The organism is Salinicola acroporae, from assembly GCF_003206615.1.
GTDB lineage: Bacteria > Pseudomonadota > Gammaproteobacteria > Pseudomonadales > Halomonadaceae > Salinicola > Salinicola acroporae.
The window spans coordinates 241,285-253,712 of sequence record NZ_PZJW01000001.1 but is presented as its reverse complement, the minus strand read 5'-3'; the positions used below and the strand labels follow the sequence as shown (position 1 = coordinate 253,712).

Sequence of the window (12,428 nt, the reverse complement as noted above, 5' to 3'; positions counted from 1 at the left end):
GCGTATCTGGGCGATGATCTCGTACTTCGCCGCCAAGCCCCACCCATTGTCAAGGCGACTCGCGTTCGTTGGATAGGCGCAGCCGCTCGGCTCTACGGCAAACTATACGCCAGTGATCCTACCAGCTGGAGCAAAAGGAAGGGGAGTCTGGATGCCTGTTGCGAGAACAGGCGATTCGTCCGGTTGCGTGAGCGTCAGGCACCAGGAATTCATATCGTGCCGGCGATCAACGGCGTCATGTTTCCATCCGAGTTGGTGACCGGCTCGGCGGGGTCTGGCGCCGGCGATACGCGTGGTTTCCAGCAGGGCTTGATGACAGAAGGACTTTATTGGCACGACACTATCGAACGCTTTCTACGGTGCGCAGCTGGGTCAGGCACCAAGTGATTGAACTCGTCCCGTGACTGGCATCACTAGGCATTGTCTGAAAAGTACTGTGCTCGCCCATGCGGCGTTAAGAATCGGCTGGAGTGCCAGCCCGGTCCGCTTTCGCCGATTTTCGACTTGCCTGGCCTTCGCTCGTCGACTTTTCAGACAGCACCTAGAACGATAGCTGGAGAATAGGAACCCGCAGCGAGTGGCGATATCTGTCAGCACGCTGTCGGGCAACCGGGATATGGAGAGGGCCGGTGGAGCCGGCCCTGCTCAGTCGCTGTCAGATCTGACCAAGGTACTGCATCTGGCTGCGCAAGTCTGTCGGGACGTCTTCCAGCAGAACGACATTCAGTTGCGAGCCGCTGCCGTCATTAAGTTCGGATACACTCTCTCCCAGCGTTGCGTCGATCTGGTCCGGGCTTAGTGTGTACATGGCGCCAGAGAAGGGGTCGACGATGAACCAGCCGATCAATCCGCCGAAGACCAGGTTGCCTGCGATGTACCAGCCATTCGGGGAGCTATGCAGACTGAAGGATTTCGGAGCATAGCCGGCTTTCTCGATAGAAAGCGTGTAATCCTTTCCACCCCAGTAAGAGCCATCGCTCTTGTCCAGTGTGACCGTCGTCGGTGTCTTGCCTTCGAAGACGTTCTTTCCCTTCTCGTCGATGATCGAGATATCGGCTTGTGAGGGTGTGCTGGCAATGGACAACGTCTGGTTGCTGTCGCCGACGATGGATGCACAGCCCGTCAGTCCCAACATGGCCAGTGTCACGATGGTTGCTGCTGATGTCCGGATGTTCAATGGGATCCCTACTATTTGCGTTTTTAGTCATTGCGAATTGAAGCGCGAGGGATTGTGTTGTTTTGTAATATCAATGTAAACCGGTCTGCCCAGTTTTTAACTCCCTATTTTTAGACGATTTTTGTAGGATAATTGCCATGTATCCTTTGCCCTGGGCGGACGTCAGCGGTAGGCGCTTTTGATAAGTGAAAAACGGAAACAGGTCGTGGTTCGCAATTTCCGAGAGCCCTGCCAGTTCTCGGCAGTATCTTGAATGGGGGCGGGTCGAAAAGCGAAGAAGGTGGGAATAGCCATTCCGGCTGCTGAAAGAAGGCCCAACCGAAGCGATGAATCGACTCAGTCCATTTTAGGATTTTATCGCACAGGACCACGAGGCAGGTTGCCCTGACGTTTGTAATGGCCTAAATCTGGGCCGTTACGGCTTGCTACATGTGAGGGGACGCCATGAGATTGCTACTTCACCCCGGTCATGCGAAGTGCGGTTCGACCAGCATTCAGCGGGCGATCATCCGCAATCGCCCGGGGCTGGCCGACCATCATGTCGTCGTGCCCGATCCGCACCTGCGCTTGCCCGGCGATGCCGGGTTCGATCCCCATGGCGAAACCCCACGCGAGTTCTTTCGACAGGTCATGGAGAATGGTGGAGACACGACGTCTCTGCGCTCGCGCCTGGCGTCCTGGCAGGAGTCGCCACTGTGGCGAGACGCGACCTTCGTGATTTCCGCGGAGAATCTCATCAACCATCTGATGGGGCCGATCGGAGAGGGCATTCATCGGGTGCTCGCCGACTACTTCGACCACGTCCAGGTGATCTATTACATTCGCCGGCAGGACGACTATCTGCTCTCCGCCTGGCAGCAGTGGGGGTTCAAGGAGGGCAAGTCATTCGCGGAATACAGCCAGGAAGCGTTGCGCCGGGCCAACCCCCACTATCTGGCGGTCGGGCAGGCTTTCGGCAGGCTCTATGGGGCGGCTAACGTGACGGTGAGGCCACTGCAGGCGGAGGCACTCCAAGGAGGAGAGCTGCTGATGGACTTCTTCGCTCATTTGGTGGAGGACCCATCATCGCTCTCTTTCAACCAGGACCGAAGCAATCTCAGTCTGAATCCCTTTTTCTGCGAAATTCTCGCTGGCTACCAAGGGTTCTTCCGCGACATCCACGACGACAGGCTGAAGCAACGGCTGATCAGGACGCTGGGCGCCGGCAATGCGCTGTTCCAGCGTGAGAGGGATTTCATGGACCCGGAGATGGCTCGACGCATCATGGCACATCATCGTGAGGAGAATGCCCGCCTTCAGCAGCAGTTCTTCCCGCACGTGCCGTTCGAGGCCGTCTTCGGTGATCGCGATGCAGGGGAACCGGATCCGGGCGCGCGGTTGCGTCAATCCCGCGACCGTGCCGAGCAACTGCAGAGGCACGTGATCCGAGACCTGCTCGAACTGCTGCAGTCGATGCCGGAGGGGGCGAGGTCGCCGGCCTGACGACTCGACAACGCTCAGCGCAGTTGGCTGTCCTTGCTGCCACGGCGATTATAGCCGGCGCGGTGCGTCTGGTGGCGATCCGCCTCTGCCTGGCAGGCGATACACAGCCGAACGCCGGGTACGGCCTGACGTCGCGCTTCCGGAATCGGCGCCTCGCACGCTTCGCAAATCGCCAGGCTCGGGCCGGCTCTCTGCAGCCGCAGTCGCGCCTCCTGGATACCGTCTTCCACGGTGCTGTCGATCTGCTCCTGAACCGCACCATCTTTTGCCCAGCCGCTGGCCATTGGCTCTCTCCTCCGGGACCTCTCCGCCGTGATCCCACCTTTGTCAGCATGGGGGTGACTGGGGTTTCTCGCAAGTCCTGCGCGAGAATTGCCGGCCCCGGCCGAAGGTCAGTCGAAATCGACGAATTCGTGGGGTGCCTGCGTCGCGTGTCGGTGCGGGGTCTCATGCACGCAGATCACCCGGCATTTGGCAACGTGGGTCACCTTGTGGGAGACGCTACCGATCATCAGGCCCTTGAACTGGCCGACGCCACGGCTGCCCATCACGATCGCATCCACGTCCAGGCGCTCGGCTTCGGCAACGATCGTGCGGGCCGGCGAACCCTGCTTGACCAGGGTGTCGAATTCGCCATTGTAGCCGGGGAAAGAGGGAAGCGTATCCAGCGCCGCGTCCAGGATGGCGTGGCCTTCGCGGAGCGCGGTGTCAACCGAAGCCGCCTTGATCGCCGCTTCGACGCTCAGCAACTCGCCGCGGTGCAGCTGCGGATAGGGATCGCGGACATTCAGGAGATACAGCTTGCCCTGAACCGGTGCCGCCAGTTGGCAGGCGACATTGAGCGCGATGTGGGAGTCTTCGGAACCATCGATGGGGACCAGCAGAGACTTGAACATGGCAACCTCCCATAGGTGAAGGGAACCAGCGGGAGCGCTCAACGGGCCGCACCGTCTCCGGTCGTCTGCGGCCGTCGACGTGTCACGACTCGTCGAATCACTCGTCGACCATCAACATAGGCCAGTTCCGGGGCGGGTCATAGTGGCTGAATGTCGCACGCCTCGTCGTATCCGCGCTCCGTGGCCGGCGGTGGCGACTTTAGTGGTCGGCGCCGACATCGGGTTCGGTCGCGACATCATCCAGCCATCCGCGGGGGCCGACGCTATCGATCACGCGCAGGCGTCCGCCGCTGGTCTCTGGAGCCAGGTGCGCGTCGGTAGCGACCAGCACGGTGCCGGGGGCGAGCAGGGGCAACACCTTCTGCTTGAAACCGTCCGGCACGACAACCTGATTGACGAGGTCGGCCGGTACCCGCTGGCCGGCCGCACTCTCGTAACCCGGCACGCCGATCGCAATCCAGGTGGGCATCGGCAGTGGCCGGGTGTTCCTCCCGGCATTCGCGTGAGCGCTCTGTTGCGAGGTCGGAGGATGGAAATGCCCTTCGACGATATAGGCGCGAGTCCCCGTCACGGTACCCGAACGCGCTAGCTCGACACGGGAACGGCCGATCTCGACGCCATTGCGATAGACCACGATCATGCGGTCGCTGCGACTCATTACCATCGAAATCGGCCCCTCGGCGGGCGGATCCATGGCCCAGCGCCAGCTACTGCCACTGGCCAGTTGGGGCATGCCGACATCGGCGCCGGTATGCGCGTCGATGGGGCTCAATGGGCCTGGGTGGACGAGGGACACCGGCGCCTGGCCTTCCTGGGTCACGACCACGGTCATCCCCAGGTTCGAGGCGTCGAACAGCAGGCGCGCGAATTCGGTGGGCAGGTGGACGCAACCATGGGACTCCGGGTAGCCCGGCAAGCCGCCGGCATGCAGCGCCACTCCGTCCCAGGTCAATCGCTGCTGGTAGGGCATCGGGGCATTGCCGTAGAGATTGGAGCGGTGATCCTTGTCCTTCTGCAGTACGGTGAAGACACCCGTGGGTGTCTCGTAGCCGGGGCGACCGCTGCTGATCGTGCTCACGCCGATCAGGATGCCGTTGCGATAGACGTAGGCCCGCTGCTCGGCCAGGCTGACGACGACGGCCATTGGGCCGGCCCGCTTGTCATCGCCGCCCCAGATCCAGGCGCCGGGAGGCAGTCGGTCGAGCGGAGAGTCGACGGGGCTCGACTGTTCGTCGCCCCAGAAAGGCACGGCAAAACCGGCCGGCGAGACCAGCAGGGCAAGGCCCAACAGTAACGTGAATCCCAGCCGCAGCATTGGGGAGCTCCCTGACGACTACCGGTTCTCTCTCGTCATCGACGCCCGGCACCCTATCAATGTCGCCTCTGCGGGGGAACCTGGCAAGGCCCGGAACCCGACGCCCGGCGGAGATCGTTCAGTGAAAGCCGAACCAGCGATGCCCGTGACCGCTCCGCTCGACCCGGGCCTGCGCGCATCGGGCCAGTGCGGAACGCATCAGCCATTCGCGCTCGGGGAAGTAGGAGAACACGAACTGGCCATCCTTCAGTACGTCGATCACGCCATCGGCGACGCTGGGGCGCAGCGCGGGGCAACCCCAACTGCGACCCAGCCGGCCCTGTGCCTCCCCGGCCTCCGGGTTCACATAGTCAGCGCCGTGGATGACGATCGCGCGGCTCATCGCCGCGTCGTTGAAGCCGGGCTCCAGGCCCTCCATGCGCAGGGAGTAGCCGTTCTTGCCCGCGTAGGTCTGGCCGGTCAGAAACAGACCCAGGCTGGAGGCGTGAGAGCCTTCCCGATTGGAGAAGTGGTCCGGGATGTCCCCGCCCGAGCCCTGGCCATGCGCCACCACCTCGCGGTAGAGGAGCGTGTTGCGGGCCAGGTCGAAGACCCATAGACGCGGCGTCAGTGAAGAGCGGCTGTAGTCGATGATTGCCAGGCGCCGGGCGTTCTCTCCCACGCCGTGCTGCTGCGCGCATTGCATGATCCCCAGGCCGAGGGCGACGACGTCGGGGTCGGCGTCCGGGGCCAGTCGATCGAGTGAGACCGCCGTCGGCTGGTATCTCACGTCGGCGCGTGCCAACAGGTCGGGAGCGGCCGGCGGCGTTGCCGCCATCGCGGGAGAGATCGATGCCAGCAGGCCCGGCGAGGCGATCAGGAGGAGAGCCACGAGAGTCTTGAACATTGACGGTGTGGGCGAGGTGGCTGGAAAGGCGCCAGCATGCTTGAGAAGTCCCACCGAGACAAGCGCCGTCAAGTGTCGCTGCTCCCACTAAAGTCTAGATGTAATGTGCGAGCCTTATTCGTAAATTGGCGCGCTACCAGATCGTGGACCCAGTGGGTCCGTGTCGTATCTGCCGGATGCCCACAAGGCGTCTTTCCAGCACCAGGGACCCTAGATGATTACATTCATTGGATCGATCCTGCTATTGATAGTGGGCTACTTCACGTATGGGAAATTCGTGGAGCGGGTGTTCGTCACCGATCGCAAGCGACGCACGCCGGCATTCACCATGCGTGACAACATCGACTACGTGCCGATGAACACCACTCGGAATTCGCTGATTCAACTGCTCAATATCGCGGGGGTAGGGCCCATCTTCGGGCCGATTCTCGGCGCGCTATACGGTCCGGTGGCGTTCGTGTGGATCGTTATCGGCTGTATCTTCGCGGGCGCGGTGCACGACTATCTCACCGGCATGATCTCGATCCGCAATCATGGCGCCCACCTGCCGCAGCTGGCGGGCAAGTTCCTGGGCAGGGTGATGAAGCACGTCGTCAACGGCTTCGCCATTCTGTTGCTGCTGTTGGTGGGCACCGTCTTCGTGACCTCGCCGGCGGCGCTGCTCGCCAACATGACGCCGTTGTCGATCACGCTGATCACGCTGGTGATCTTCGCCTATTACCTGCTGGCGACGCTGCTGCCGATCGATAAGGTGATCGGTCGCATCTACCCTTATTTCGGCGCGCTGCTGCTGTTCAGTGCGCTGGGTATCGGCCTGGGCATGGTCTTTACCGGCGCGCCGATTCCCGAGCTCTCGTTCCAGAACATGCACCCCCAGGGGGCACCGATCTTCCCGCTGCTGTTCCTGACCATATCCTGTGGTGCGCTGTCCGGCTTTCATGCGACCCAGACGCCGATCATCTCCCGCACCACGGAGAACGAGGGCAATGGTCGCAAGATCTTCTACGGCATGATGATCACCGAGGGTGTCATCGCGATGATCTGGGCAGCGGCGGCGATGAGCCTGTTCCACGGCGACCACACGCTGTCCGACGTCCTGGCAGCCGGCGGCCCGGCCGCCGTGGTCAGTGAAGTTTCCACCACCATGCTGGGCGCCATCGGTGGCACGCTGGCCATTCTCGGCGTGATCGTGCTGCCGATCACCTCGGGTGACACGGCTTTCCGCAGCGCGCGCATGATCATCGCCGACTACCTGAAGGTCGACCAGCGCCCCATCGTCAAACGCCTGCTGATTGCCGCACCGCTGTTCGTGGTCTCCTACGCGTTGACCCATATGGACTTCACGCTGCTGTGGCGCTACTTCTCCTGGGCCAACCAGACCACGGCCGTCATCGCGCTGTGGGTCGCGACCATGTATCTGGTGCTGGCGCGCAAGCCGCACCTGATCACCTCGATCCCGGCGACGTTCATGACCATGGCGACCTTCACCTATCTCGCCTACGCGCCAATCGGTTTCGGTCTCTCGTTGCAGATGAGCTACGTGGTGGCGGCGATCGGCACGCTGATCTGCATCGCGCTGTTCATGAAGCGGGTACGTCGTCTGAGCGGCGGCCTGTTTGCCGTCGACGAGCCGGAAGTGCCGGCCCACCTGAACGGCAAGGGGGGCGAAGCGCTGGCGACGAGCTGAGCGCCGGTGTCCCGCTCGCGGTAGACCTGCAAAGCAAACGGGCCCGTGCCAATGGCACGGGCCCGTTTCTTTTCGTGTTGCGGCAACGGTGAAACCGGCTCGATGGCCTCGAGCCGGTCGCCGATCAGGAAGCCTGGTAGAGCTTGCTCAATGCCGCATTCAGCGTCTTGCTGGGCCGCATCGCTTCGCTCACCAGCTTGCCATCCGGGTGGAAGTAGCCCTTGATGTCCACCGGCTTGCCCTGGACGGCGTTCAGCTCGTCGACGATCGTCTTCTCGTTGTCGCTGAGCGTCTTGGCGATCTCCTCGAACAGTGACTTCAGCTCGCCGTCTTCGGTCTGGGCGGCCAGCTCTTTGGCCCAGTAGAGCGCCAGATAGAAGTGACTGCCGCGGTTGTCGAGCTCGCCGACCTTGCGCTTGGGCGACTTGTCGCTATCGAGGAACTCGCCGTTGGCCTTGTCCAGCGTCGCTGACAGGATGCTGGCACGGGCGTTGTCGAAGGTGCTGCCGAGATGCTCGAGGGAGGCCGCGAGGGCCAGGAACTCACCCAGTGAATCCCAGCGCAGGTGGTTCTCCTCCAAGAACTGCTGGACGTGCTTCGGCGCGGAGCCGCCGGCACCGGTCTCGAACAGGCCGCCGCCGTTCATCAGCGGCACGATGGAGAGCATCTTGGCGCTGGTGCCGAGTTCCATGATCGGGAACAGGTCGGTCAGATAGTCGCGCAGCACGTTGCCGGTGACGGAGATGGTGTCTTCGCCTTTGCGGATGCGCTCCAGCGACACCTTCATCGCTTCCACCGGCGCGAGGATACGGATATCCAGACCGTCGGTATCGTGATCCTTGAGATAGGTCTCGACCTTCTCGATCAGTTTGGCATCGTGGGCGCGGTTGGCGTCGAGCCAGAAGATCGCCGGCGACCCGCTTTCACGAGCGCGATTGACGGCCAGCTTGACCCAATCCTTGATCGGCGCATCCTTGGTCTGGCACATGCGCCAGATGTCGCCGGCCTCGACGTCATGGCTGAACAGCGTCTGGCCGTTCTCGTCGGTGACGACGACGGTGCCATCGGCCGGGATGTGGAAGGTCTTGTCGTGTGAGCCGTACTCTTCGGCTTTCTGCGCCATCAGGCCGACATTGGGCACGCTTCCCATGGTGGTCGGGTCGAACGCGCCATGCTGCTTGCAGTCCTCGATCACGGTCTGGTAGATGGTCGCGTAGCAGCGGTCCGGAATCACTGCCTTGGCATCGTGCAGGGCGTCGTCGGTGCCCCACATCTTGCCGGAATCGCGGATCATCGCCGGCATGGAGGCGTCGATGATCACATCAGACGGCACATGCAGGTTGGTGATGCCCTTGTGGGAGTTGACCATCGCCAGTGAGGGGCGCTCCTGGTAGAGCGCGTCGATGTCGGCCTTGATCGCGTCCCGCTGTTCGCTCGGCAGTTTCTCGATCGCGCTGTAGAGATCACCGATACCGCTACTGGAATTGAAGCCGGCCAGTTTCAGCGCCTCGGCATGCTTCTCGAGCGCCTCCTTGTAGAACTCCTCGACCACGATGCCGAACATGATCGGATCTGAGACCTTCATCATGGTCGCCTTCAGGTGCAGCGAGAACAGCACGCCGCGCTTCTTGGCATCCTTGATCTCGCTGTCGATGAAATTGCGCAGGCGACGGCTGCTCATGCTCGCGGCGTCGACGACCTCGCTCTCCTTGACGGCGAGGCCTTCTTTCAGCGTGATGTGGGTACCGTCTTTCTGCTGCAGTTCGATCTTCAGCTTGCCGGCGTTGGCGATCACGGCGGACTGCTCGCTGCCGTAGAAGTCGCCTTCGCTCATGTGGGCGACGTGAGACTGGGACTCGCTGCTCCACTCACCCATGCGGTGCGGGTACTTGCGGGCATAGTTCTTGACCGACTTGGGCGCGCGGCGATCGGAGTTGCCCTCGCGCAGCACCGGGTTGACCGCGCTGCCCTTGGCCTTGTCGTAGGCTGCCTTGATCGCTTTTTCGTCATCGTTCTTGGGCTCTTCCGGATAATCCGGCAGCGGGTAGCCCTGGCCTTGCAGTTCCTTGATGGTTGCCTTGAGCTGCGGCCCCGAAGCGCTGATGTTGGGCAGCTTGATGATGTTGGCTTCCGGCGTGGTCGCAAGTTGTCCGAGTTCGGCCAGATCGTCGCTGACGCGCTGCTCGTCGCTCAGCAGGTCGGGGAACTGGGCCAGAACGCGAGCGGCGAGAGAGATGTCGCGGGTTTCGACCGTGATGCCGGCGGTGCCGGTGAAGGCCTCGATGATCGGCAGCAGAGAGTAGGTGGCCAGAGCCGGGGCTTCGTCGGTCAGGGTATAGATGATCTTCGGCGTATTGGACATGTCTGTTCGTTAACCTCTCTTTGGCAGTGACACGAAGTGTCGAGTGCGTGCGGAAACTCGAGCGCGCGTCGCGTCTATCCGTTTCGGTTCGAAACGTCAGCGTTCGGCGCCATCCTTTGTCGGTCATCCGACGCCCGCTCGCGTGCTGGACGTGATATATCCGCCCGAACGCCGGATTCTGGCGCCGTGGATGCCCGGCACTCGGGACTGAAATCGGTCGCGGCGACGATGCGTGAAAGTTGTCGACAACCCGCGGTCGCGACCGAGTATACCAGCGGTGGGTGACCAGCGCATTCACGTGGCCCGGTAGCGGATCGGCGATCACGGCTGTTCGAACGACACGATCTCCACCCAGTTGGTCTTGCGGCCGGTGGCGACATCGCTGACATGGTTTAGCTCGCCGCTGGCCGATTCGATGCGATAGAGCGACAGGTGATCGCTCAGTTCGCCGGCGGCTACCAGATAACGCCCGACGGGATCGATTCCGAATCCCCTGGGCTGCGTCACGGTGGGCCGATTGCCGACGAAGTGGAGCTCGCCGGAATCCGGATTGACGCGCAGCGTGCTCAGGGTGCTGCTGGTGCGCTCGGATAGGTAGAGATAGCGCCCGTCAGGCGTGACGTGCAGATCGGCGGCCCAGATTCGAGGCGTGTCGTCTCCGTCGGGAATCTCCTCCCTCGGCATGCCCGGCGCGAGGCCGTGGCCCTCGGGCAACCCCGGGCAGACGCCGACCCGGCTTAGCGTGCCGCTGGCGGCGTCCAGAGCGAAGGTCGTTACCGTGGCATCGAACTCCCCCAGTACGTAGACGAATCGTCCGTTGGGTGAAAAGACGAAATGGCGTGGGCCGGAACCGGCTGCCGTTTCGACGACGGCCGGTTCGTTGGGGGCGAGCGCGCCGTCGGCGAAGTAGAACTGGGCCAGTTGGTCATCGCCCAGGTTGGTGGCAAGGACGTGGTGATTGTCGGGCGTCGTCTGGATGGCATGCGCGCGGCTGCCAGTGCCGAGCGTCTGGGTGGCATCTCCGGCGACGCCGTTGGCATCGATGGGGCTGACGCTGACTAGATCGCCGCCGTAGGAGGCAGCCAGCAGGTAGCGGCCGGCGCGGTCGGTGGCGATATAGGCCATGCTGCCGTAGAGCGCGCCACTGCCCAGCGGCGTCAACTCCCCGGTGCTGGCTTCGATGCGATAGCTCAGGACCCGCAATGGATCACTGCGGACCGCCGCGTAGAGATGTTGCCGATCGGGACTGATGGCCAGCGGCATCACATTGTCGGCTGCCTCGGTGGTGGCGAGCGGGATCAGTTGTTCGGCGCGCCGGTCCAGCCGGTAGCTGCCTATGGTTCCATCGCCGGCATTGGCGACGTAGACGACGGTATCGAGCGCGGGGGCGGTGGAGGGCATGAGGTATTCCTGAACGGTTGAAAGGGGGGCGAAAGTCACGTCGTCCTGGCGCGTGTTGACCGGTAGCCCGGTGACGGCGAATGGCAGAAAGACAAAGTTCCGTTTTAGCATCGGCCGCCCCGTGGCGTCGATTGCCGATAGGTCGAGCCGCTGCCCTCAGCGCTTGGCGTCCAGCCGGCTCTGCAGCAGCTTGAGAATGGCACGCTCGTCGGGGCCGATCAGTTCGTCGTCCCTTGCCAGCTCGGTTTCCACCAGCTTGCGGAAATGTTCCAGCGTCCGGCCGTCGAGGTAGCTCTCGACGACACGCGGGTCGATATAGCTCGCCTTGGCGATGCTCGGCGTATTGCCCAACGTCTTGGCAACCCGTTCGACGGCCTGGCGCACGTTGCCCTGGCTTGCCTTGTCGTTGTCGCCGGGCCCCAGCTCCTCCAGTGCCAGTGCCGCGATCGAGGTCCCTGCCCAGGTCCGAAAATCCTTGGCGCTGAAGCGCTCGCCCATCACCTCGTGGATATAGTCGTTGAGGTCGTGGCTATCGACCTTGACCTTGTGGCCCTCGTCATCGAAGTATTTGAAAATTTCGTAGCCGGGAATGTCATCGAGCTCGCTGACGATCGTCGCCAAGCGCTCATCTTCGACGACGCGGTGCTGTTCCTGTCCGCTCTTGCCTCGGTAATCGAAGATCAGCTCGTCACCGTCGATGGTCAGATGCTTCGAGCGCATGGTTGTCAGGCCATAGGAGTCGTTCTCTTCGCGGTAGCGCTCGCTGCCGGGCCGGAAATAGGCGCTATCGATCAACCTGACCATGCAGGCGAGGACCTTTTCCCGTGGCATGCCGTCGAGTAGCAGGTGCTGGCCGGTCACGCGTCGCATCGGCGTCAGGCGCTGGGCGAACTCGACGATTCGGTCGAATTTCAATATCTCGCGCTTCTGTCGCCACTTGGCGTTGTAGATGTACTGCTTTCGGCCGGCGCTGTCGCGACCCGTGGCGTGGATGTGGTGACGCTTGTCGAGCACGACCTCGACCTCCTGCCACGCTGGTGGAATGGCCAGCGATGCGATCCAGTCGCGCCATGCCTTGTCCTTGAGTGTCCTGCCGTCATCCAGGCGGTAGGTAAAGCCCTTGCCGCAACGGTGGCGGGTGACTCGCTTCGAGGCTCTGGCAGTCATGGCAAACTCCTTTTGCCGAAACCGATCATCGGTGTTGCCCGCCGTCATTGGCGTG

General features: G+C 62.5%; 10 protein-coding genes. 2 read left to right on the top strand and 8 right to left on the bottom strand.

The annotated features are described in order from the left end of the window. Positions 1-655: 655 nt before the first annotated feature. A complete protein-coding gene (locus DOM54_RS01075; RefSeq protein ID WP_206018971.1) occupies positions 656-1,177 on the bottom strand; it encodes a hypothetical protein in 522 nt (173 codons plus the stop codon). A gap of 444 nt (positions 1,178-1,621) precedes the next feature. On the opposite strand from DOM54_RS01075, the gene DOM54_RS01070 reads away from it, so the two are divergent. Next, positions 1,622-2,659 (top strand): hypothetical protein, encoded by a 1,038-nt coding sequence (locus DOM54_RS01070; RefSeq protein ID WP_110714581.1) that lies wholly within the window; start codon positions 1,622-1,624, stop codon positions 2,657-2,659. Positions 2,660-2,673: 14 nt separating this feature from the next. Here the strand turns inward: DOM54_RS01070 and DOM54_RS01065 are convergent, their stop codons facing one another. The 4 genes from DOM54_RS01065 to DOM54_RS01050 form a co-directional block, all read right to left on the bottom strand. Further along, positions 2,674-2,943, bottom strand: coding sequence for a DksA/TraR family C4-type zinc finger protein (locus DOM54_RS01065; RefSeq protein WP_110714580.1), 270 nt, complete (start codon positions 2,941-2,943; stop codon positions 2,674-2,676). A gap of 108 nt (positions 2,944-3,051) precedes the next feature. Continuing rightward, complete coding sequence (locus tag DOM54_RS01060) at positions 3,052-3,555, bottom strand: universal stress protein (protein WP_110714579.1); 504 nt, start codon at positions 3,553-3,555, stop codon at positions 3,052-3,054. Positions 3,556-3,754: 199 nt separating this feature from the next. After that, positions 3,755-4,870 carry a L,D-transpeptidase gene (locus DOM54_RS01055; RefSeq protein ID WP_110714578.1) on the bottom strand — a complete coding sequence of 372 codons (1,116 nt, stop codon included), beginning with the start codon at positions 4,868-4,870 and terminating at the stop codon, positions 3,755-3,757. A gap of 118 nt (positions 4,871-4,988) precedes the next feature. After that, positions 4,989-5,741 (bottom strand): murein L,D-transpeptidase catalytic domain family protein, encoded by a 753-nt coding sequence (locus tag DOM54_RS01050; protein WP_240613720.1) that lies wholly within the window; start codon positions 5,739-5,741, stop codon positions 4,989-4,991. Positions 5,742-5,970: 229 nt separating this feature from the next. Between DOM54_RS01050 and DOM54_RS01045 the strand changes: the two genes are divergently transcribed. Then, entirely contained in the window at positions 5,971-7,443 is a 1,473-nt protein-coding gene (locus DOM54_RS01045) for a carbon starvation CstA family protein (RefSeq protein ID WP_110714576.1), read from the top strand. A 124-nt stretch (positions 7,444-7,567) separates the two neighbouring features. On the opposite strand, the gene DOM54_RS01040 is transcribed toward DOM54_RS01045, so the two are convergent. The 3 genes from DOM54_RS01040 to DOM54_RS01030 all read right to left on the bottom strand — a co-directional run bounded on the left by DOM54_RS01040 (position 7,568) and on the right by DOM54_RS01030 (position 12,373). After that, entirely contained in the window at positions 7,568-9,805 is a 2,238-nt protein-coding gene (locus DOM54_RS01040; RefSeq protein WP_110714575.1) for an NADP-dependent isocitrate dehydrogenase, read from the bottom strand. A 321-nt stretch (positions 9,806-10,126) separates the two neighbouring features. Beyond that, complete coding sequence (locus tag DOM54_RS01035; RefSeq protein ID WP_162619736.1) at positions 10,127-11,206, bottom strand: lactonase family protein; 1,080 nt, start codon at positions 11,204-11,206, stop codon at positions 10,127-10,129. A 156-nt stretch (positions 11,207-11,362) separates the two neighbouring features. Then, the gene (locus DOM54_RS01030; RefSeq protein ID WP_110714614.1) at positions 11,363-12,373 is read right to left on the bottom strand and encodes a DNA topoisomerase IB; all 1,011 of its coding nucleotides are present in this window, start codon (positions 12,371-12,373) and stop codon (positions 11,363-11,365) included. Between the last annotated feature and the right edge of the window lie 55 nt (positions 12,374-12,428).